The following is a 21509-nucleotide window of genomic DNA, read 5'->3' on the forward strand; positions in this document are numbered from 1 at the left end:
GCCTAGTCTCCGTCCAGAACGCCGAAGTACTTGCCGGCGGTGTGCACGTCCTTGTCACCCCGGCCGGAGAGGTTGACCACGATGGTGGGCTCCCGGCCCAGCTCGGCGGTGAGCTTCCCGGCGATGGCCAGGGTGCCGGCCAGGGCGTGCGAGCTCTCGATCGCCGGGATGATCCCCTCGGTACGGCAGAGCAGCTGGAAAGCCGCCATCGCCTCGTCGTCGGTGACCGGCAGATAGGTGGCCCGCCCGGTGTCGTGCAGCCAGGCGTGCTCCGGCCCGATTCCGGGATAGTCCAGGCCGGCGGAGATCGAGTGGGACTCGACCGTCTGACCGTCGGCGTCCTGGAGCACATAGGTGCGGGCGCCGTGCAGCACTCCGCTGGAACCACCGGTGATGCTGGCCGCGTGCCGACCGCTGAGCACCCCCTCGCCGCCGGCCTCGAAGCCGTACAGCCGCACCTGGGGGTCGTCGACGAAGGCGTGGAAGATGCCGAGGGCGTTGGAGCCGCCCCCGACGCAGGCGGTGACCGCGTCCGGCAGGGCACCGGTGAGGTCCAGACACTGCTGCCGGGCCTCGTCGCCGATGCCCCGGACGAAGTCGCGGACCAGCGCCGGGAAGGGGTGCGGACCGGCTGCGGTACCGATCAGGTAGTGGGTGTCATCGACGTTGGCCACCCAGTCCCGCATCGCCTCGTTCATCGCGTCCTTGAGGGTCCGCGAGCCGGTGGTCACCGGGATCACCGTGGCGCCGAGCATCCGCATCCGGGCCACGTTCAGGGCCTGCCGTTCGGTGTCGACCTGGCCCATGTAGACCACGCAGTCCAGGTCGAACAGGGCGGCGGCGGTGGCCGCGGCGACACCGTGCTGACCGGCACCGGTCTCGGCGATCACCCGCTTCTTGCCCATCCGCCGGGTCAGCAGCGCCTGACCGAGCACGTTGCGGACCTTGTGCGCCCCGGTGTGGTTGAGGTCCTCCCGCTTGAGCAGCACCCGGGCACCGGCCTGGGCGGAGAAGCGGCGGGCCTCGTACAGCAGGGAGGGGGTGCCCGCGTAGTCGCGCATCAGGGCGGCCAACTCGGCACGGAAGCCCTCGTCGACCATCGCCGTACGGTGTGCGGCCTCCAGCTCGTCGAGGGCGGCGACCAGGGCCTCCGGCACGAACCGTCCGCCGAAACGACCGAAGCGGCCGGCGCCGTCCGGGACCTGTGCCGCCGGGCCGACCGACGCCGGGGTGCTCATGCCGTGACCTGCGCGCTCATCGGGGATCCTCTCCCTCGGAATCGATCGGTACGACCTCAGCGCACCGGGCGGGGGGTGGCCGGGTGGTTCCCGGCGTTGACCAGTTCGGCGACCGCCTCGCGGGGGCTCTTCTTGGTGACCAGCCCCTCGCCGACGAGCACCGCGTCGGCACCCGCGGAGGCGTACCGGATCAGGTCGTGCGGACCCCGTACCCCGGACTCGGCGATCTTGACGACGCTGCTCGGCAGGCCCGGGGCGATCCGTTCGAACACCGATCGGTCGACCTCCAAGGTACGCAGGTCGCGGGCGTTGACCCCGATCACCTGCGCCCCGGCCTCCAGGGCCCGGTCGGCCTCCTCCTCATCGTGCACCTCGACCAGTGCGGTCATGCCCAGCGACTCGATCCGCTCCAGCAGGCCGACCAGCACGTTCTGCTCCAGGGCGGCGACGATCAGCAGCACCAGGTCGGCGCCGTGGGCCCGGGCCTCGTGCACCTGGTAGCTGGAGACCACGAAGTCCTTGCGCAGCACCGGGATGTTCACCGCGGCCCGCACCGAGGCCAGGTCCTCCAGCGAGCCACCGAACCAGCGTCCCTCGGTGAGCACGCTGATCGCCCGGGCACCCCCGGCGGCGTACTCACCGGCCAGGTCGGCCGGGTCGGCGATCTCGGCCAGTTGGCCCTTGGACGGTGATGAGCGTTTCACCTCGGCGATGACGGCGACGCCCGGCCGCCGCAGGGCCGCGTACGCGTCCAGCGGTGGTGGAGCGGCGGCGGCGAGTTCACGGATCCGCTCCAGCGGAACCTGCTCCTGCCGCCGGGCCACGTCCTCTCGGACGCCGGCCAGGATCTCGTCGAGCACGCTGGTCGGGGCGGCCGACGAACCGGCTTCGTCCCCCTCCGCGTGCGCATGCTCAGCAGTCACCAACGGACTCCCCTCTCCGGGTGTCATGGGCCGATGCTAGGTGGCCCGGCCTGGAACCGCCCGCCGGGGGTATGGCGCTCCTCACGAGATGGGCTGGGGCATAATGGCCGACTTGCGCGCACACGTGGTAACTCTACGTCACCAGTAGATCGACAGTCACCCATGCGAGCGCTCATCGGAAGTGATCGACGCCTCATCACGATCACCCTCGATGCTGTGAGCTACCTCAAGGACCAAGGACTCTTTGCCTGGTCAGGGGGGCTACCTCAGTGTTGACGTTGCAGTCATCACTACGAAACGTGAACCGCGCAGCATCGTTCTCGGGCAGACTCAGGTTCGCGCCTGCCCCTTCACCACGACGATCCTCCCGGGGTGCTTCATGAGTTCCTCCGCGCCGCACCAGACCATCGGACTCACCACCATCTCCCGCACCGTCGCGTCGCTCGCCGTCGGTGTCGTCCACACGGTCGAGCGCGCGGTGGGCGACCCCACCCGGATCCGGACCGCCCGGGGCAACGCCTGGGAGGCCGTCTGCGCCGACCGGGCCCGCGCAGACCAACGGGCCGCCCTGGACCAACTGGTCGCCGAACTCGCCGCCACCCGGGTCCGCGACCGGGAACCGGTCAGCTGACCAACCCGCCACACCGACCGGCCGCAGCCACCTAGCTCAGCCGCCACGCGGCCGGACGTCCACGCAGCTCGGCCGTCGCGCGGCGCGGCGGTTTCAGCGCACCGTGGGGTCCTCGCCCCGGTCCAAGGCCTCCCAGGCGTCCCTCGTACCGGCGCCCTCGATCGGGCCGCCGCTGTCGACGGCCTGCCCGGAGCGGCGTTCGTACCGGGCACCCATCGCCGGCCACCGGTCACCCCGCAGCGCGGTCAACACCCCACCGGCCGCGGCGATCAGGCCACCGAGCAGGGTGAGGGCCGGCCACTGCCGGCTGACCTGGTCGCCCAGGTCGGCCACCAGCCCGTAGCCGCCACCGGCGGCCATGGCCAGGCCGAGCAGCGCCAACAGCCCGCCGACCCCCCGGCGCAGCCAGCCGCCGGTGGCCAGCATCGCGCCACCCCCGGCCAGCCCCACCAGGGCCAGCGCCGGCAACCACGGCAGCAGACCGGCGCCGCTGCCCTCCTCGTCGAGGGCCGAGCCGGTGGCCTGCACCGTCCAGGTGCGGGTCACCGCCCAGAGGGCCAGCCCCGCGCCGGCCAGGCAGGCCAGCACGGCGTACGCCAACTCACGCCGCGCCGAAGGTCGCGCCGCCACCTGCGGCTCGCTCAGCTCGCTCACCGGATCGACCTGCCCGCCACGACATCCACCCGCGATCGTCGGGCCGGGATCACCATGCGTACGGTCATCGGGCCGGCCTCAGGGTCTCCGCCGCGGCGATGGCCGCCAGGACGGCGGCGGCCTTGTTCCGGGTCTCCTGGTCCTCGGCGGCCGGGTCGGAGTCGGCCACCACCCCGGCCCCGGCCTGCACGTAGGCCCTACCGGCGCGCATCAGAGCGGTCCGGATCGCGATCGCCATGTCCAGGTCGCCACCGAAGCCGAAGTAGCCGACCGTACCGCCGTAGAGACCACGGCGTACCGGTTCCAACTCCTCGATGATCTCCATGGCGCGCACCTTCGGGGCCCCGGAGAGGGTGCCCGCCGGGAAGGTCGCGGCGAGGGCGTCGAAGGCCGTGCGGTCCTCGCGCAGGGTGCCGACGACCGTGGAGACGATGTGCATCACATGGCTGTACCGCTCGATGGTGGCGAACTCCGGCACCTCGACCGTGCCGGGCCGGCAGACCCTACCCAGGTCGTTGCGTCCCAGGTCGACCAGCATCACATGCTCGGCCCGCTCCTTGGGGTCGGCCAGCAGTTCGGCGGCCAGACGGGCGTCGGCCTCCGGGGTGACCCCGCGCGGACGGGTGCCCGCGATCGGGTGCAGCAGGGCCCGCCGCTCACCACCCTCCTCGATGGTCACCTTGAGGTGCGCCTCCGGGGAGGAGCCGACGATGTCGAAGTCGTCGAAGCGCAGCAGGTACATGTAGGGGCTGGGGTTGGTGGTGCGCAGCACCCGGTAGACGTCCAGCGGGTCGGCCTCGGTGTCGCGTTCGAACCGTTGGGCCAGCACGATCTGGAAGCACTCGCCGGCCCGGATGGCCTCCTTGGCCGCCTCGACCGCCTTGGGGTAGCCCCCGTCGGGGGTACGGCTGCGTACCTCACCGACCGGCTGGCGGTGCACCGTGGAGACCATCGGGGGGATCGGCCGGGACAGGGCGGTCGTCATCGCGTCCAGCCTGCCCACCGCGTGGTGGTAGGCGGCGGCGACCAGGGCCTCCCGGCCCGGCTCGTCCAGCGGGGGCAGGACCGCGTTGGCCACCAGGATCGCCGAGCCGTCGAAGTGGTCCAGCACCACCAGGTCGGTGGCGAGCATCATGCCCAACTCGGGTACGCCCAGGTCGTCCTCGGTCAGGTCGGGCAGCCGCTCGAACCGCCGGATCAGGTCGTAGCCGAGGTAGCCGACCATCCCCCCGGTCAGCGGGGGCAGCCCGGCCTGCGGATCACCCGGGGGCCCGGCCAGCGCGCTCACGGTCGCCCGCAGCACCTCGACCGGGTCACCGCTGGTCGGCAGGCCGGTCGGTGGGGTGCCGAGCCAGGTGGCCGCGCCGTCGCGCTCGATCAGGGTGGCGCTGCTGCGTACCCCGACGAAGGAGTACCGGGACCAGGACAGTCCCGCCGAGCCGACCCCCTGCTCGGCGGACTCCAACAGGAAGGTTCCCGGGCCACCGGCTAGCTTGCGGTAGACCCCCACCGGGGTCTCCGCGTCGGCGAGCAGCCGACGGGTCACCGGCACCACCCGCCACCGGGCGGCCAACTCGGTGAAGGTGGCCTCGTCCGGGCTGACCCGACCGTCCGTCACGAGGTCACCTCCCCGGTGACCGGAAGCTCCGTGTGAAAGCAGGTGCGCTCCCCGGTGTGGCAGGCCGCACCCACCTGGTCGACGCTGACCAGCAGGGCGTCGCCGTCACAGTCCAGGGCCACCGACCGGACGTACTGGTGGTGGCCGGAGGTGGCGCCCTTGACCCAGTACTCCCGGCGGCTGCGCGACCAGTAGGTGGCCCGGCCGGTGGTCAGGGTGCGGTGCAGGGCCTCGTCGTCCATCCAGGCGACCATCAGCACCTCACCGCTGTCGTGCTGCCGGACCACGGCGGCCACCAGACCCTCCGGGGTACGGCGCAGCCGGGCGGCGATCGCCGGGTCCAGCCGGGAGGGCCGGTCCGGGCCGCCGGAGGGTGGCGCTTCGTGGTGGGCGCCGGTCACCGGCGCGTCAGGTACGGACACAGTTAGCCATTGTTCCGCACGCGGCGCGGGTACCCCACCGGACTCCCGCCCGCCAGACACAGGTGGCTCGTCGGCAGCCTTGGACGGGACGGCGGGCGCAGCCGGAGCACTGGTGGCGTTGGGCGGGCCGGCGGGTCGGGCCAGTTGGGTGATGTAGCGGTCCAGGCGGCCGTCGAGCAGGGCCTCGGCGAGGTCCGGGCCGCCCGCCTCGGCCACCTCGGCGGCGTACGGGCGGATCAGCGGCAGGATGCCGGCCACCAGTCGGGCGGCGGCGGCCCACAGGGGGCCGGTCGAGCCGGGCCAGAGCCCCAGGCAGCGCAGCATGTCGTCGCGGTACCCGGCCGGGGCCACCGGCAGGTCCAGGGCGGCCGTGAAGGCCGACCGGCGGGACGCCACCCGGACGGTGGGATTGGCCAGTCGCAGCACCGACGGGCAGAGCCGGGCCAGGTCGGCGGCGGCCAGCCGCAGGCCGAGCCGATCGGTGGCGTCCCGGGCCGAGGCCACCTTGCCGAGGGTGGCGATCAACTCCTCCAGCCGTGGCTCGTCGGCCGGCTGGCAGAGCACCGGCAGATCGATCCGGGCCCGCCAGCGCGGATCGGCCCACAGCAGCCGGGCGGGGGCCGTCACGGGCAGACCGAAGGCCCAGTCGGCCGGCTCGCCCAGCCGGGTGACCCAGGAGCGGATGTCCCGAGCGGCGACGGAGACATGGGTGAGTCGGCCGGAGTGCTCCGCGAAGTAGGCCCGACAGGCCGCGTACGGGGCACCTCCGACCAGCAGGTCGACATCCACGTCGCTGTGCGCGGTGGCGGCCCGGCGGGCGTGACTGCCGCGCAGCAGGATGCCCACCACGGGTCGGTCGGCGCTCGCCCGCAGCCGTGCGGTCCAGTCGGCGAAGAAACGACTGTCCGGTGACGGAGCGTGATCCACCGCGCCATCCTGCCGCATGTCCGATCTAAGGTGCAATGCCCGATGACAGACCCGTTGTACCTTACGGAGCTCTCCGCCATGTCGTCGGCAGGCGCGCATCGAGGGACGCAGGCGTCGCCATTGCTCCGCCGAAACTGATTCCCCCAGCGCCGATCGCCACAGATGATGAGTTTCTCGGAGGTGGCCGATGGTCGACGCGATCGTCGTCCGTGGCCTGGTCGTGGACCGGGGCGGGCGGCGAGTTCTGGACGGCATCGACGCCGTCGTTCCCGGCGGCACGGTCACCGGGCTGCTCGGGCCGAGCGGAAGCGGCAAGACCACCCTGATGCGGGCGATCGTCGGGGTGCAGGTGATCACGGCTGGCGCGGTGACCGTGCTGGGTCAGCCGGCCGGCTCGGCAGGTCTACGCCACCGGGTCGGCTACCTGACCCAGGCCCCGAGCGTCTACGCCGACCTCACCGTCCGGGAGAACGCCCGCTACTTCGCCGCCCTGCACGGCCGAGGCGCGGCCGAGGCGGACCGGGCCGTGGCCGATGTGGGGCTGGCCCCGGCGGCAGGGCAGTTGGTGGGCAACCTCTCCGGTGGGCAGCGCAGCCGGGCGTCACTGGCCTGCACCCTGGTCGGTGACCCGGAGTTGGTCGTGCTCGACGAACCGACGGTCGGCCAGGACCCGGTGTTGCGCGCCGACCTCTGGGCCCGTTTCCACGAGCTGGCCGCGACCGGGACGACCCTGCTGGTGTCCAGTCACGTCATGGACGAGGCGGCCCGCTGCGACCGGCTGCTGCTGATCCGCGCCGGACGGCTGATCGCCGACGACACCCCGGACGCCGTCCGGGCCGCCGCCGGGGTGGACGACCTCGACGAGGCGTTCCTGCGACTGATCCGAGCGGGCGAGACCAAGCCGACCGGGGAGGCGGGATGAACCCCCGAATCCTGTTCGCCACCGTCGGGCGCATCCTGCGCCAACTGCGTCACGACCGGCGGACGGTGGCCCTGCTGGTGGTCGTGCCCACCGTGCTGCTGACCCTGATCTACTACATGTACGCCGACCAGCCCACCGTGCCGGGAAGGCCGTCCGCCTTCGACCGGATCGCCCTGGTCATGCTCGGCTTCTTCCCGTTCATCATCATGTTCCTGGTGACCAGCATCGCCATGCTCCGCGAGCGGACCACCGGCACGCTGGAACGACTGCTCACCACCCCGCTGGCCAAGGCCGACCTGCTCTTCGGGTACGGCATCGCCTTCGGATTGGCCGGCGCGGTGCAGGCCACCATCGCCTCGGCCGTGACGTACTGGGTCTTCGGCCTGCACACCGCCGGCAGCAGCGGACTGGTGATCATGATCGCCGCGTTGAACGCGGTGCTGGCCGTCGCGCTCGGGCTGCTGTGCAGCGCCTTCGCCCGCACCGAATTCCAGGCCGTACAGTTCATGCCGGTCGTGGTCGCGCCGCAGATGCTGCTCTGTGGGCTGTTCGTGCCGCGGGAGCAGATGGCGGGCTGGCTGCAGGCGGTCAGCGACGTGCTGCCCCTGACGTACGCCGTCGAGGCCCTGCAAGAGGTCGGCGCGCACGCCGAGCCGACGGCGACCATGTGGCGTGACGTGGCCGTGGTCGCCGCCGTGACGGTGCTGGCGTTGCTGCTCGCCGCGGCCACCCTGCGACGACGCAGCGGCTGACGCCGGGCCTCCGGGCCCCGGGATCAGCCTGGGCCCGCTACCTCACCGCCCCGCTGCCCGACCAAGATCAGCGGGTCTGTTCCAGCCAGGAGGCGTAGAGCAGGGCGTAGACGGAATCGGGGTCGGCTACCAACTCGTCGTGCGGGCCCCGCTGCACGATCCGACCCCGGTCCACCACGATCACCTCGTCGGCGTTCTGGGCGGTGGAGAGCCGGTGCGCGATGGCCAGGGTGGTGCGCCCCCGGGTCACCGCGTCCAGGGTCCGTTGCAGCCGGACCTCCGTGGCCGGGTCGACCGCGCTGGTCGCCTCGTCCAGCACCAGCAGGTCCGGGTCGGCCACGTACGCCCGGGCCAGGGCGACCAACTGCCGCTCCCCCACGCTGAGCGCCTCACCTCGCTCACCGACGCCGGTGGCCAACCCGGCCGGCAGGCCCTCCAGCCAGTCACTCAACCCCAGCTCGGTGAAGGCGGCGGTGAGTTGCTCGTCGGTCAACTCCGGACGGCCGAAGCGGACGTTGTCGGCCACGGTGGCGTCGAACAGGAAGCCGTCCTGCGGCACCATCACCACCCGGGAGCGCAGCGACTCGAACCGTACGTCCGTCAGCGGCACCCCGGAGAGCAGCACCTGGCCCTGCGACGGATCCATCAGTCGGGTGAGCAGTTTGGCGAAGGTGGTCTTGCCGCTGCCGGTCTCCCCGACCACGGCCACCCGACTCTTCGCCGGGATCTCCAGGCTGACCTCGTGCAGCACGGTGGGACCGTTCGGATAGGCGAAACTCACCCCGGCGAAGCGGATGTCCAGCGGGCCGGGTGGCAGGTCCCGCCCCTGCTCGCCCGGGTCGGCCACGTCGGGAGTCAGGTCCAGCACATCCAGCACCCGACGCCAACCGGCGATCGCGTTCTGCGCCTCGTTGAGCACCTCCGTGGCGATCTGCACCGGCTGGATGAACAGGGTGACCAGGAACAGGAAGGCGGTGACCTCACCGATGCTCAGGGTCTGGTCGGCCCCGAGCAGCACCCCGACGACCACCACCCCGGCCAACGCCACCCCGGCCGCCAGCTCGCCGACGGAACTGCCCAGGATGCTGATCCGAATCGCCTTCTGCTGGGCCAGCCGTTGGGAGTCGATCGCCTGGTCCAGCCGCCGGGCGGTCCGCCCGGCGATACCGTACGCCCGGATCACCGGCGCCCCCACCACGCTCTCGCCGACCGCGCCGAGCAGGGCGCCGGTGCGTTGCCGCACCACCCCGTAGGCGGCGGCCAGTCGGCGCTGAAGCAGCCGGATCACCACGACCGCGGGCACGAAGGCGGCATAGACCACAAGGGTCAGTTGCCAGGAGTACGCCAGCATCACCGCGGTGGTGACCGCCAACTGCCCCAGGTTGACCAGCAGGATCACCCCGCCCCACTGGAGGAACTGGGTGATCTGGTCGACGTCGCTGGTCACCCGGGAGACCAAGGACCCACGCCGCTCGGACTGCTGGTGCAGCATCGACAGGTCGTGCACGTGCCGGAAGGCCCGCACCCGCACGTTGGCCAGGGCGGTCTCGCTGACGGTGAACAGCCGCCGCATCATCAGGTAACCGCAGACGGTGGTCACCACCAGCACCGCCCCGGTCACCGCCACCACGCTGAACAGCGCGTTCAGGTCCAGCCCGCCGACGATGCCCCGGTCGATGCCCTGCTGCACGGCCACCGGCACGGCCACCCGCCCGACCATGTAGACCAGGGCCAGACCTAGAGTGCCGGCCAGCCCGACCCGCAACTCCGGCGAGAGGGCCAGCCCACGGCGCATCGTCTGCCAGGTCGACTCGGCCCGCTCCGCCGCCTCTGCGTTGCTCGCGCTCACCGGATCACCTTCCGTTCCCGACTGCGGGACTCCGCTGCGCTGCGTTCCTCGCGCTCACCGGGCCTGCCTTCCGTTCCCGACTGCGGGACTCCGCTGCGCTGCGTTCCTCGCGCTCACCGGTCCACCTCCAGGCCGGTGGGCAGGGGGGTGACCTCGTCGTACTCCGCCGCGCTCTGCTGCTCGACCTCGGCCTGCTCGTAGGCCGTCACCAGGTCGACGTAGCCGGGCACGGTGGCCAGCAGGGTCGAGTGGGGGCCGCGCGCGATCACCCGGCCCTGCTCCAGGTAGATGACCTCGTCGGCCAGGGCGATGGTGGCCCGGCGGTAGGCCACCACCAGGATCGAGGCGCCGGGACCACCCCCGGTCGAGGAGCGCAGCCCGGCCAGGATGGCCGCCTCCACCCGGGGATCCACCGCGCTGGTCGCGTCGTCGAGCACCAGCAGGCGGGGCCGCCCGGCCAGCGCCCGGGCCAGGGTCAGTCGCTGCCGCTGCCCGCCGGAGAGGGAGGTGCCCCGCTCACCGACCATGGTGTCCAGCCCGTCGGGCAGGGCGGCGACGAACCCGTCGGCCTCGGCCAGCCGCAACGCGGCCCAGACCGCCTCGTCGTCGATACCCGGCCGGTCCAGGGAGACGTTGGCCCGGATGGTGTCGTCGAAGACGAACGGCACCTGGGCCACCAGCGCCGCGTTGGCGGCCAGGGAGTCCGCGGTCAACTCCCGGACGTCCACCCCGTCCAGGCAGACCGTGCCGGACAGCGGATCCACCAGTCGCACGGCCAGCGAGGCGATGGTGGACTTGCCGGCCCCGGTCGGCCCGACCAGGGCCACCGTCTTGCCGGCCTCGACCGTGAAGGAGACCTCGCCGAGCACCTGCGTCCCGGGCAGATGCGCCTCGGCGGGTTCGTAGGCGAAGCCGACCTCGGTGAAGGTGAGCGAGGCCGGCGCGGTCGTGGAGGGCAGCCGGGTGTCGCCGTACGGCATCTCGCCGGTGGCCTGCAGGACCCGGTTGACCCGGTCCCACCCGGCGACACTGCGCGGCAACTCGGCCAGCACCCAGCCGATCGCCCGCACCGGGAAGGCCAGCACGGTGAACAGGAAGGCCACGCTGACCAGGTCCGCGACGTCGATGGCCCCCTGACGCAGGCGGTACGCCCCGACCACCAGCACCGCCAGGGTGCCGAGGCTGGGCAGGGTCTCCAACATCGGGTCGAAGATGCCGCGCAGCCGCCCGACGGAGATCAGGGCGTCGCGCAGTTGCCCGGCCCGGTCGGCGAACCGGGCGGTCTCCTGGCTCTCCCGACCCATGGTCTTGACCACCAGGGCACCGTCGAAGCTCTCGTGGGCGATCCCGCTGACCTCGGCCCGCAGCCGCTGGGCACGGGCCTGACGCGGGGCCATCCGCCGGGAGTAGGCCACGTTGAGCGCGAACAGGGCCGGGAAGACCGCCAGCCCGACCAGCGCCAGCGCCCAGTCGGTGAAGAAGAGTGAGGACACCGCCCCGACCAGCATCACCAGGGTGCCGACCGCGAAGGGCAGCGGAGCGATCGGCTGCCAGGCCGCCTCCACGTCGGAGTTGGCGTTGGACAGCAGGGTGCCGGTGGCGTTGCGGTGGTGCCAGGACAGCGGCAGGTCCAGGTAGCGACGGGTGACCCGGCGCCGATAGGCGGCCTGGAGTCGGTACTGCATGTAGCCGGCGCCGAGTCGTCGGCCGAAGATGCCGACCACCCGCAGCACACTGAGCCCGAACAGGGCGGTGGCCGCGATGGCCAGGGCGCTGACCCCCACCGAGCCGCTCTCGATCGCCGGGACCACCACCTCGCCGACCACCCGGCCGACGATGAAGGCGCTGGCCACCACCATCGCGCCGAACAGCACACTGCCGCTGACCGCGACCGCGAAAATCCTCGGCTGCTCGCGGATGGCCCGCCCCAGGACGGCCAGACCACGACCCAGCACATCCCGACTAGTCCCGCTCGCCACTGTCTCCCCCGCCGTAAGCCGCCAATATCCTCTCTCATCCTTACCGTTGTCCGCTCCCCCCGCCGACCCCCCGGTGATATGTCCGACGTCACCCTCCGGGGACAACCAGGCACGACGGCCCATCCGGCGGGGTCGGTGAAATGGGCCTAGCATCGCTGTCATGTCGCGGTACGCCCGATCGGAGCGCAAGGCGCTCGCCGACCTGATGTCCACGCTGGGGCCGCAGGCCCCTACCGTCAACGAGGGTTGGACGGTGCGTGACCTCGCCGCCCACCTGGTGATCCGCGAACGTCGGCCGGACGCCGCCGCCGGCATCCTGTTGCCCCCGCTGCGGGATCGCGGCGAACGGGTCCGCCGGCAGGTCGCGGCCGGCGACTGGGCCGACCTGCTCGACCAGGTGCGAAACCCTCCGGTGTGGAGCCCGATGAGCAACCCCCTGACCGACGAGCTGGCCAACACCCTGGAGTTCTTCATCCACCACGAGGATGTCCGCCGGGCCCAGCCGCAGTGGCAGCCGCGCGAGTTGCCGGCCGGGCTGGACCAGACCCTGTGGCGGCGCACCTCGACGATGGCCCGCCTGCGGCTGCGTCGTTTCCCCGCCCGACTGGTCGTGCAGGCACCGGGGCACGGTGAGGTCGTCACCGGCCAGGGCGGCGAAACGGTGCGTCTGGTCGGCCCCCCGGGCGAATTGACCCTGTTCCTGTCCGGTCGGCAGCGGGTGGCCCGGGTGGAGATCGAGGGCCCGACGGCCCTGGCGGACCGGCTGCGCGGGGCCAAGCTGGGCTTTTAGCTAGGTGTGCAGAACCGGCCACCGACCACACCCGAATAGTTATCTGGTGCGTACCGTGAGTTGATCGAGCCTCCCGTACGCTTGCCGCGCCGCTCCGCCCGGGGCGACAGGAACAGGGAAACTCGATGCGAAGCTTTGCGCTGTCCGTCCTGCGAGAACCGCCCTTCACCGCGGATCAGCACCAGGACACCGAGGCGCTGGCGCAGGAGAGCGAGAGCTGGGCGCAGCGGCTGGGACTGATCAGTAACGGACAGCGGTTGCGTCGCGCGGACGCTGCCGGGCTGGCCGGCCGGGCCTGCCCGCAGGCACCCCGTGATCGCCTGCGCCTGCTGTCCGACCTGATCTCCTGGCTGTTCGTGATGGACGACGCCTGCGACGAGGACGGTCTGGGGGCCGATCCGACCCGCCTGGCCCCCACCCTGGCGGCCCTGCTGGACGTACTGGATCAGCAGGGTGGCCGGGACGCCGACCCGGCCGCCGGCGCGTTGGGGGCGGCGCTGGCCGACCTGTGCCGCCGGGTACGCGCCCACGACCGGCCGGCCGTGTTGCTGCGGTTCACCTCGGCCATGCGGGAGTACCTGCTGGCCCTGCTCTGGGAGGCGGCCAACCGGGAGCACGACCGGGTGCCCCCGGTGCACGAGTACGTGCAGATGCGTCGGCACACCGGCGGGGTCTTCCCCAGCCTCACCCTGACCGACCTGGCCCTGGACGGCTTCCCCTCGGCCGAGCACCGGGCCGACCCGCAGTGGGCCGCCCTGGATCAACTCGCGGCCAACCTGATCTGCTGGTGCAACGACGTCTTCTCGTACCGCAAGGAGCATCGGGCCGGGCCGGACGCGCACAACCTGGTCACCGTCCTGAGCCGGGAGACCGGCGACGAGACCGCGGCGATCCGAGCCGCGGCGGCCCGCTTCAACGAGGAACTCGGCACCTACCTGACCACGGAGAGCGACCTGCTGGCGCAGCACGGCGAGGCGGTCCGGCCGGCGTTGGCGACCCGCCGGAACTGGATCCGGGCGACCTACGACTGGTCCCTGGCAGCGCAGCGCTACGCCTGAACGGGCCGACCGGAGCGGAAACCGGCCGGTGGATGATCGACGGGGCTAGCCGACTCCCCGCACAGGCAATACCCTTCGGTAACGAACACTCGACGTGACGATGGTCACGCCTCCACCCCCGAAGGCGGCTACAGCGATGGCTCTCGATGTACCGTACCGTTCCATTCCTGACATGTTCCTCAAGCGCGTGGCGGCCACCCCCGACCGCCAGGCTTTCGGTCGTCCCGGCCCGGACAACTCCCCGGTATGGCTGACCTGGGCGCAGGTCGCCGAGCGGGCCAAGGCGGTCGCCGCCGGTCTGCACGGCCTGGGCGTCGGCCAGGAAGACCCGGTGGCGATCCTGGCGAACACCCGGCTCGACTGGGTCATCGCCGATTTCGGCATCATGTGTGCCGGCGGTGCCACCACCACGGTCTACCCCACCACGGAGCCCGACGACGCGACCTACATCATCGCCGACTCCGGTTCCAAGGTGCTGTTCGCCGAGGACCCCAGCCAGGCGGCGAAGATCGCCGGGGCCCAGCTGCCCGCGCTGACCCACGTGATCCTCATCGACGGGGAGCCCGACCCCTCGGCTGCCGTACCCCAGCTCACCCTCGCCCAGCTGGAGAAGCAGGGCGCCGAGCGGCTGGCCGAGGATCCGGAGCTGGTCGACCGCCTGGTCTCCGAGATCGGCCCGGACCACCTGGCCACCCTGATCTACACCTCCGGCACCACCGGCCGCCCCAAGGGGGTCGAACTGCTGCACGGTGGCTGGTGCTGGGAGGGTGTAGCCCAGGAGGCGGTCGGTCTGCTGCGCAATGACGACCTCCAGTACCTCTGGCTGCCGCTGTCGCACTCCTTCGGCAAGACCCTGCTCTGCGGGGCCACCCACGTCGGCCTGCCGACGTATGTCGACGGCCGGGTCGACAAGCTGGTCGAGCTGCTCTCGGTGGTCCGACCGACCCTGATGTGCGGTGCCCCCCGGGTGTTCGAGAAGGTCTACAACAAGTCGGTGACCACCGCCCAGGACGCCGGTGGCGCCAAGGCGAAGATCTTCGCCTGGGCGGTCGGGGTCGGCAAGGAGAAGGTCGCCCTGGAGCAGGCCGGCAAGCCCCTGCCCGGCGGCCTGAAGTTCAAGTACTCGCTGGCCGAGAAGCTGGTCTTCAGCAAGCTCCAGGCCCGCCTCGGTGGCCGGATCCGGGTACTGGTGTCCGGTGCCGCCCCGCTCAGCCCGGAGATCGCCACCTTCTTCGCCGCCGCCAACCTGCCCATCTCCGAGGGGTACGGGCTGACCGAGTCCAGCGCCGGCAACTTCGTCAACCCGCCCAACGGGCTGCGCATCGGCACGGTCGGCAAGGCGATGGGTGACCTGGAGTGCCGCATCGACACCGACGGGGAGATCCTGATCAAGGGTCGTCCGGTGATGCGCGGCTACCACAACCTGCCCGAGGAGACCGCCGCCGCCTTCACCGAAGACGGCTTCTTCCGCACCGGTGACATCGGCGAGCTCGACGCCGACGGCTACCTGCGGATCACCGACCGGAAGAAGGACCTGGTCAAGACCTCCGGCGGCAAGTACATCGCCCCCTCGTACATCGAGGGCATGTTCAAGGCGACCTGCCCGTACACCTCGCAGGCGGTGGTCATCGGCCAGGCCCGCAACTACTGCACCATGCTGGTCACCCTGGACCCGGACGCCATCGTCGGCTGGGCGGCCGGCACCCCCCTGGAGGGTCGGCCGTACGCCGAGATCGTCGCCTCGCCGGAGGCCAAGGCGATGGTCGAGGAGTACGTCGCCCAGCTCAACAGCAAGCTCAACCGCTGGGAGACCATCAAGCAGGTCACCATCCTGCCGCGCGACCTGACCATCGAGGACGGCGAGATCACCCCGTCCCTGAAGATCAAGCGTCGCGGGGTGGAGAGCAACTTCTCCACCGAGATCGACAAGATGTACACCGGCACGGTCGCCGAACTCTGACGGCGATCCGCTCCGAGCCGGCCCCGCACCCCACCCAGGGCGCGGGGCCCGCTCGTTGCCTCCCGACCGCTCAGGCGATGACGCTGGGTTCCCGCCAGCGGGGCGCCCCGCCCCGGTCCAGGTCGTAGCGGACCGCGGCGAGCCGCCCGACCGCCTCGACCAGGTCGGCCGAGGGCAGGGTGAAGGGCAGTCGCAGGAAACGCTCCAGGGTGCCGTCCAGGCCGAACCGGGGACCGGGGGCCAGGCGTACCCCGACCTCCTCGGCCGCCCGCGCCAGGGCGCTGGAGATCGGCCCGTCCAGCTCGGCCCAGAGGGTCACCCCACCCCGGGGCACGGTGACCCGCCACTCCGGCAGCCGCGCCGCCAGGGCCCCGAGCAGGGCGTCGCGCTGGGCGGTCAACTGGGCCCGCCGGGCGGCCACGATGGTCGGCGCGGCGGCCATCAGGTGTACGGCGACCAGTTGGTCCAGGACCGGGCTCGCCATGTCCACCCCCACCCGGGCTGCGGCCAGCCGCTGCACCTGTGGGGCGGAGGCGCGGATCCAGCCGATCCGCAGCCCACCCCAGAAGGGCTTGCTCATCCCGCCGATGCTGACCACCCGGGAGTGCCGGTCGAAGCTGGCGGTAGGCGGCGGCAGGGGGGAGTCGTCCAGCGACAGGTCCACGAAGGACTCGTCGATGACGAGGTCGGTGCCGACCGCGTGGGCGGTGGCCACCAGCCGCTCCCGCAGGTCGGCCGACATCAGGTGACCGGTCGGATTCTGGAAGTCGGGGATCAGGTACGCGACCCGGGGACGCACCTGCCGCAGCGAGCCGAGCAGCAGGTCGGCGTCCCAGCCGTTCAGCTCGGCGGCCAGGCCGTGGGTGGTGATCCGGGCCCGCCGGGCGGCCAGGGCGGCCAGGGCGTTGGGGTAGCTCGGCGACTCCACCAGCACGCTGCCACCCGGGGCCAGGGCCAGGCGCAGCACCAGATCCAGCGCGTGCTGGGTGCCGTTGGTGACCATGATCTGATCCGGTGAGGTGGGCAGGCCCCGGTCGGCGTACGCCTGGGCCACCGCCTCCCGCAGCTCGATGATGCCGATCGGGTGGTAACCGGCACCCCCGAGGTAGCGCGGCAGGTCCTCGGCCGCCGCGCGGGCGGCCGGCAGCAGCTCCGGTGGTGCGGCCAGGGCCGCCACCCCGAGATCGAGCATGTCCCGGTCGTCCAGCGGGATCCACAGGCCGTTGCTGGCCACCCGGTGGGTTCCGGGCAGCATCGTCCAACTGCCCGCACCGCGCCGACTGGCCAGGTGTCCGCTGTCGCGCAGTTCGCGGTAGGCGGCCGTGACGGTGGTCCGGCTGATCTGCAGCGCCTCGGCCAGGTCCCGCTCGGCCGGCAGCCGTACCCCCAGCGGTAGCCGACCGTCCGCGAGCAGGCCGCGTACCGCACCGGCCAGGGCGGCGTAGTCCGGTCTGCGTCGGCGGCCCGGCAACGCATGCCACTGCCCTAGCAGGCGGGCCAATTGGGCTCCGCGCACCTGACTGGTCATGGCCGCCCCCCCGATATTGGCTCTTTCTGACCCTCAATTGGCCACTAGGGTGGCAGGAGTGACTTTGATTGGCAACCTGCGGCATCGTCCGGTGCGACGGCTGGTGCAACTGTTCGTCGGCCTGCTGCTGTACGGAGCCAGCATGGCGATGATGCTCCGTTCCGAACTCGGCCTGAACCCCTGGGACGTGTTCCACCAGGGGGTTTCCCGGCTCACCGGGCTGAGCATGGGCACGGTGGTCATCCTCGTGGGGGCGGTGGTCCTGCTGGCCTGGATCCCCCTGCGGGAACGTCCCGGCCTCGGCACGGTGGCCAATGTGCTCGTGGTCGGCCTGACGGTCGACCTGACCCTGGCCCTGCTGCCGCCGGTGGAGAACCTCGCCGTCCAGATCGTCCTGCTGACCGCCGGGATCGTGGGTAACGGGCTGGCCACCGCCCTCTACCTCGGGGCCCGCCTCGGGCCCGGCCCACGGGACGGGCTGATGACCGGTTTCGTCGCCCGCCGGCCGGGACTCTCGTTGCGCCTGGTCCGCACCGTCCTGGAGATCGGGGTACTGGCCGTGGGCGCGCTGCTCGGCGGGAAACTCGGCATCGGCACGGTCGCCTACGCCCTGGCCATCGGGCCGCTGACGCAACTCTTCCTACCCCACTGCGACGTGCCGGAGCCGCAACGGGAGGCCCCACCACGGGTCGAGACGGCATCGACCGTCTGACGGTCACTCAGAGCAATCAACCTGGTCGACGATCGGCCGTGACCACCGAGGTCACGGCCCTGCCTTCCGGCCCGCATATAACCGCCCGTAACTCTTGGGTGGGTGGTGTTTTCTTGACCCCGGGTGGGACGGCAGAATCCTCACATGGGGGAGAACGCCTGGCGCCGGACGGATGCATGGATCTTCGTCTCGCTGGTGATCGCCAGCGGTGCGGGACGGCACCGGCGGTCCCCGACCACCCGCCGCCCGGAGGGCGTACGCCTGGCCGATGTGCTGTCCACGGCCGACCATCTTGACCAGAGCATCCCGGAGCGGCACGACATCGAGGAGGCGATCCGGCGGCTGCTCGGTGCCGGCCTGGTCGATGTCGCCGACGGCTGGTTCCGGATCACCCCGGACGGCGAACGGCTGTGGCGGTCCCGGCCCACCGCCGGGCTGGCCACCACGGTCGACACCGTGCAGAGTGTACTCAGCCGCCGGCACGCGCCGGGGTCGGCCGAATGGCACCTGGACGAGGCCGAGCACGCCGCCGCCGTACAGGAGTATCTGGTCCGGACCATCCCGATGCCCCGCCGTTCCCCGGAGGGGCATTCCGGCCGCAACTGAGCCCGCGAGGGGTCAGCGGGCCGGGTGCCTGAGCCCCACGAGGGCCAGCGGCCGGGGTGCCTGAGCCACGGCGAGGGTCAGCGGACCGGGTGACCGGCCGTGCGCAGGGCGTCCTTGACCTGGCCCACGGTCAGCTCCCCGAAGTGGAAGACACTGGCCGCCAGCACCGCGTCGGCGCCGGCACCGATCGCCGGTGGGAAGTGGGCCACCTCGCCCGCGCCGCCGCTGGCCACCACGGGAACCTCGACCACCCGGCGGACCGCCCCGATGAGCTCCAGGTCGAAGCCCGCCTTGGTGCCGTCGGCGTCCATGGAGTTGAGCAGGATCTCCCCGGCGCCCAGCTCCGCGCCGCGCTGCGCCCACTGCACGGCGTCCAGCCCGGTGCCCCGTCGGCCGCCGTGGGTGGTGACCTCGAAGCCGCTGGGGGTGGTGCCGGCCGGGGCCCGTCGTACGTCCAGGGAGAGCACCAGCACCTGCCGGCCGAACCGGTCGGCGATCTCGGCGATCAACTCGGGTCGGGCGATCGCGGCCGTGTTCACCCCGACCTTGTCGGCTCCGGCGCGCAGCAGGGTGTCCACGTCGGCGACCGTGCGTACCCCACCGCCGACGGTCAACGGGATGAAGACCGACTCGGCCGTACGCCGCACCACGTCCAGCATGGTGCCCCGGTCACTGGAGGAGGCGGTCACGTCCAGGAAGGTCAACTCGTCCGCGCCCGCCCGATCGTAGGCCGCCGCCAACTCGACCGGATCACCGGCGTCGCGCAGGTCGAGGAAGTTCACCCCCTTGACCACCCGACCCGCGTCCACGTCGAGACAGGGGATCACCCGTACCGCCACCGTCATGACATCAGCCTTTCGTCGCGCCTCGGACCCGCTGCGCCCCCGTCCGAGGCCGCCGGCGGTGTTAACCGGGGTCCCCTGCTCTACCGCAGGCGTTAACAAGGGGCCCTTCCTTACTGCTCGCCCTACTGCTCGGCCAGGGTCTGGAGGGCCTGGGCGACCGTGAAGGCACCGGCGTAGAGGGCCTTTCCGGCGATCACACCCTCGACTCCGATGGGTTCCAGGGTGGCCAGGGCCCGCAGGTCGTCCAGGGTCGAGACACCCCCGGAGGCGATCACCGGGGCGTCGGTACGGGAGCAGACCTCCCGCAGCAGGTCCAGGTTCGGCCCCCGCATGGTGCCGTCCTTGGTGATGTCGGTGACCACGTACCGGGCGGCACCGGCCTTGTCCAGGCGCTCCAGCACCTCGTACAGGTCACCGCCGTCGCGGGTCCAGCCCCGGGCCGCCAGGGTGCGTCCCCGCACGTCCAGCCCGATCGCCACCCGGTCGCCGTACTCGCCGCAGATCCGGTCGCACCACTGGGGGTCCTCCAGGGCGGCGGTGCCGATGTTCACCCGGGCCGCACCGGTGGCCAGGGCGGCGCGCAGTGAGGCGTCGTCGCGGATGCCACCGGACAACTCCACCTGCACGTCGAGCCGACGCACCACCTCGGCCAGCAGTCCGGCGTTGGAGCCCCGGCCGAAGGCCGCGTCCAGGTCGACCAGGTGGATCCACTCGGCGCCGTCCCGCTGCCAGGCCAGGGCGGCCTCCAGCGGGTCACCGTAGGTGGTCTCGCTGCCTGCGGCGCCCTGCACGAGCCGGACGGCCTGGCCGTCGGCGACGTCCACGGCGGGCAACAGAGTGAGGCTCACGTGTCTTTGTCCTTCCAGAGTCAGGAACGGCGATCCAGGGCGATCACCACGATCACCGGCAGTACGAGCAGCAACAGCACGATCAACACGACACGCAGCGCCAGGTCCGGTACGAGCACCCAGATCAGGGTGATCATCGCCAGGGTCAGCGCCGCGATGGTGGCCCGTTCCCTCCGGGAGTAGCGCAGCAGGCGTCCCGTACGCCCACGTCGCACCGTGGGCACCATCCGCCGGACCAGCGCCCGGCGGCGGGCCCGGCGGGCCATGGCCCGTTCCCGGGCCACCCGTCTGCGCGCCGCCTCGGCCTCCCGGGCCGCCCGGCGACGGGCCCGCTCCTTGCTCACCGGGCCCCCCGCCGCACCCGGCCGCCCGGCCACGCCGGGCCGTTCGGTTCAGCCATCGGTGGGGAGTGTGGCCAGCCAGTTGCGCAGCAACATGGCGCCGGTGTCGGCGGACTTCTCCGGGTGGAACTGGGCGGCCGACAGCGGCCCCCGCTCCACCGCGGCGACGAAGTCGGCCTCGTGGTGGGCGATGGTCACCCGAGCGCCGGCGGCGGTCAGGGCGGCCGGGTCGCAGACGGCGTACGAGTGGACGAAGTAGAACCGACTGTCCGTCGGCAACCCGGCGAACAGCACCGAACCGGCCGGCGGCTCGACCGTGTTCCAGCCCATGTGCGGCAGCCGGGCGGCCGGCAACCGGCTGACGTTGCCGGGCAGCAGGCCCAGTCCCTTGGTGACGACCCCGTGTTCGTCACCGGACTCGAAGAGGATCTGCATGCCCACGCAGATGCCCAGCACCGGACGGCCGGCGGCTACCCGTCCGGCGATCACCGGACCGGCACCCAGGGCCTCGATGCCGGCCATGCAGGCGGCGAAGGCACCGACCCCGGGCACCACCAGACCTTCGGCGTCGGCCGCGGCGGCCAGGTCGTCGGTGACGGTGACCTCGGCACCGGCGGCGGCCAGGGCCCGCTCGGCGGAGCGCAGGTTGCCCGAGCCGTAGTCGAGCACCACCACCCGGGGCCGGGGGGTGTCGCGGTCCGTCACGATCCCTCCCCGGGCAGCAGCCACAGCACCCCGGCCACGGTGGCCAGCACCGCCAGCAGGGCGGTGACCACGACGGCCCCGCGCGGGGCGCCCTGCCGGTGCAGGGACCAGGTCCCACCCACCAGCACCCCGGCGAAGATCAGCAGCAGGGTCGGCAGGATCGAGCTCATCGACGCCACCCCCGCCCGTACCGCCCGGCGG

Annotated in this window: 21 protein-coding genes and 1 pseudogene; 8 read left to right on the forward strand and 14 right to left on the reverse strand. The window is 72.1% G+C overall.

Annotated features, from left to right (window positions below):
* Positions 1–2: 2 nt before the first annotated feature.
* Both trpB and trpC read right to left on the reverse strand, forming a co-directional pair.
* The gene (trpB, locus tag ABZ795_RS08440; protein WP_357529824.1) at positions 3–1238 is read right to left on the reverse strand and encodes a tryptophan synthase subunit beta; all 1236 of its coding nucleotides are present in this window, start codon (positions 1236–1238) and stop codon (positions 3–5) included.
* A gap of 56 nt (positions 1239–1294) precedes the next feature.
* Positions 1295–2098, reverse strand: a complete 804-nt coding sequence (gene trpC, locus ABZ795_RS08445; RefSeq protein WP_327027038.1) for an indole-3-glycerol phosphate synthase TrpC — start codon at positions 2096–2098, stop codon at positions 1295–1297.
* A 442-nt stretch (positions 2099–2540) separates the two neighbouring features.
* Between trpC and ABZ795_RS08450 the strand changes: the two genes are divergently transcribed.
* On the forward strand, positions 2541–2792 hold the full coding sequence (locus ABZ795_RS08450; RefSeq protein ID WP_327024884.1) for a hypothetical protein: 252 nt from the start codon (positions 2541–2543) through the stop codon (positions 2790–2792).
* Between the two features lie 93 nt (positions 2793–2885).
* Here the strand turns inward: ABZ795_RS08450 and ABZ795_RS08455 are convergent, their stop codons facing one another.
* The 4 genes and pseudogenes from ABZ795_RS08455 to ABZ795_RS08470 form a co-directional block, all read right to left on the reverse strand.
* On the reverse strand, positions 2886–3446 hold the full coding sequence (locus ABZ795_RS08455) for a Trp biosynthesis-associated membrane protein (protein ID WP_327024883.1): 561 nt from the start codon (positions 3444–3446) through the stop codon (positions 2886–2888).
* Between the two features lie 64 nt (positions 3447–3510).
* On the reverse strand, positions 3511–5064 hold the full coding sequence (locus ABZ795_RS08460; protein WP_327024882.1) for an anthranilate synthase component I: 1554 nt from the start codon (positions 5062–5064) through the stop codon (positions 3511–3513).
* The gene (hisI, locus tag ABZ795_RS08465) at positions 5061–5486 is read right to left on the reverse strand and encodes a phosphoribosyl-AMP cyclohydrolase (RefSeq protein ID WP_327027037.1); all 426 of its coding nucleotides are present in this window, start codon (positions 5484–5486) and stop codon (positions 5061–5063) included. The genes ABZ795_RS08460 and hisI overlap by 4 nt, the downstream gene beginning before the upstream one ends.
* Positions 5487–5726: 240 nt before the next feature.
* Positions 5727–6668, reverse strand: a pseudogene (locus ABZ795_RS08470) (hypothetical protein); the annotation flags it as partial.
* Here ABZ795_RS08470 and ABZ795_RS08475 point away from each other — a divergent pair.
* Entirely contained in the window at positions 6601–7335 is a 735-nt protein-coding gene (locus ABZ795_RS08475) for an ABC transporter ATP-binding protein (protein ID WP_327024881.1), read from the forward strand. The pseudogene ABZ795_RS08470 and the gene ABZ795_RS08475 overlap by 68 nt on opposite strands.
* Positions 7332–8087, forward strand: a complete 756-nt coding sequence (locus tag ABZ795_RS08480) for an ABC transporter permease (RefSeq protein ID WP_327024880.1) — start codon at positions 7332–7334, stop codon at positions 8085–8087. Before ABZ795_RS08475 ends, ABZ795_RS08480 begins: the two co-directional genes overlap by 4 nt.
* A 67-nt stretch (positions 8088–8154) precedes the next feature.
* Here ABZ795_RS08480 and ABZ795_RS08485 read toward each other — a convergent pair whose 3' ends face one another.
* Together ABZ795_RS08485 and ABZ795_RS08490 are read right to left on the reverse strand one after the other, a co-directional pair.
* Entirely contained in the window at positions 8155–9882 is a 1728-nt protein-coding gene (locus ABZ795_RS08485) for an ABC transporter ATP-binding protein (RefSeq protein ID WP_327027036.1), read from the reverse strand.
* A gap of 167 nt (positions 9883–10049) precedes the next feature.
* Positions 10050–11915 carry an ABC transporter ATP-binding protein gene (locus ABZ795_RS08490; RefSeq protein ID WP_357529825.1) on the reverse strand — a complete coding sequence of 622 codons (1866 nt, stop codon included), beginning with the start codon at positions 11913–11915 and terminating at the stop codon, positions 10050–10052.
* Positions 11916–12075: 160 nt separating this feature from the next.
* Between ABZ795_RS08490 and ABZ795_RS08495 the strand changes: the two genes are divergently transcribed.
* From ABZ795_RS08495 to ABZ795_RS08505, 3 genes are all read left to right on the forward strand, one after another.
* The gene (locus ABZ795_RS08495; RefSeq protein WP_327024878.1) at positions 12076–12705 is read left to right on the forward strand and encodes a TIGR03085 family metal-binding protein; all 630 of its coding nucleotides are present in this window, start codon (positions 12076–12078) and stop codon (positions 12703–12705) included.
* Positions 12706–12830: 125 nt separating this feature from the next.
* Positions 12831–13763 (forward strand): terpene synthase, encoded by a 933-nt coding sequence (locus tag ABZ795_RS08500; RefSeq protein WP_327024877.1) that lies wholly within the window; start codon positions 12831–12833, stop codon positions 13761–13763.
* Between the two features lie 136 nt (positions 13764–13899).
* On the forward strand, positions 13900–15723 hold the full coding sequence (locus tag ABZ795_RS08505) for a long-chain fatty acid--CoA ligase (protein ID WP_327024876.1): 1824 nt from the start codon (positions 13900–13902) through the stop codon (positions 15721–15723).
* Positions 15724–15793: 70 nt separating this feature from the next.
* On the opposite strand, the gene ABZ795_RS08510 is transcribed toward ABZ795_RS08505, so the two are convergent.
* Complete coding sequence (locus ABZ795_RS08510; RefSeq protein WP_327024875.1) at positions 15794–17251, reverse strand: PLP-dependent aminotransferase family protein; 1458 nt, start codon at positions 17249–17251, stop codon at positions 15794–15796.
* 58 nt (positions 17252–17309) lie between these two features.
* Between ABZ795_RS08510 and ABZ795_RS08515 the strand changes: the two genes are divergently transcribed.
* A complete protein-coding gene (locus tag ABZ795_RS08515) occupies positions 17310–17963 on the forward strand; it encodes a hypothetical protein (RefSeq protein WP_357529826.1) in 654 nt (217 codons plus the stop codon).
* A 144-nt stretch (positions 17964–18107) separates the two neighbouring features.
* A complete protein-coding gene (locus ABZ795_RS08520; protein WP_327024873.1) occupies positions 18108–18569 on the forward strand; it encodes a hypothetical protein in 462 nt (153 codons plus the stop codon).
* Between the two features lie 77 nt (positions 18570–18646).
* On the opposite strand, the gene hisF is transcribed toward ABZ795_RS08520, so the two are convergent.
* From hisF to ABZ795_RS08545, 5 genes are all read right to left on the reverse strand, one after another.
* Positions 18647–19414, reverse strand: a complete 768-nt coding sequence (hisF, locus tag ABZ795_RS08525) for an imidazole glycerol phosphate synthase subunit HisF (protein WP_357529827.1) — start codon at positions 19412–19414, stop codon at positions 18647–18649.
* Between the two features lie 122 nt (positions 19415–19536).
* Positions 19537–20262, reverse strand: coding sequence for a bifunctional 1-(5-phosphoribosyl)-5-((5-phosphoribosylamino)methylideneamino)imidazole-4-carboxamide isomerase/phosphoribosylanthranilate isomerase PriA (gene priA / locus ABZ795_RS08530; protein ID WP_327024870.1), 726 nt, complete (start codon positions 20260–20262; stop codon positions 19537–19539).
* Positions 20263–20282: 20 nt separating this feature from the next.
* A complete protein-coding gene (locus ABZ795_RS08535) occupies positions 20283–20606 on the reverse strand; it encodes a hypothetical protein (protein ID WP_327024869.1) in 324 nt (107 codons plus the stop codon).
* Positions 20607–20654: 48 nt separating this feature from the next.
* Positions 20655–21308: an imidazole glycerol phosphate synthase subunit HisH gene (gene hisH, locus ABZ795_RS08540; protein ID WP_327024868.1), complete on the reverse strand. Its 654-nt coding sequence runs from the start codon at positions 21306–21308 to the stop codon at positions 20655–20657.
* A complete protein-coding gene (locus ABZ795_RS08545) occupies positions 21305–21478 on the reverse strand; it encodes a hypothetical protein (protein WP_013735064.1) in 174 nt (57 codons plus the stop codon). Before ABZ795_RS08545 ends, hisH begins: the two co-directional genes overlap by 4 nt.
* Positions 21479–21509: the final 31 nt, after the last annotated feature.

The organism is Micromonospora sp. NPDC047134, from assembly GCF_040643455.1.
Taxonomy (GTDB): domain Bacteria; phylum Actinomycetota; class Actinomycetes; order Mycobacteriales; family Micromonosporaceae; genus Micromonospora.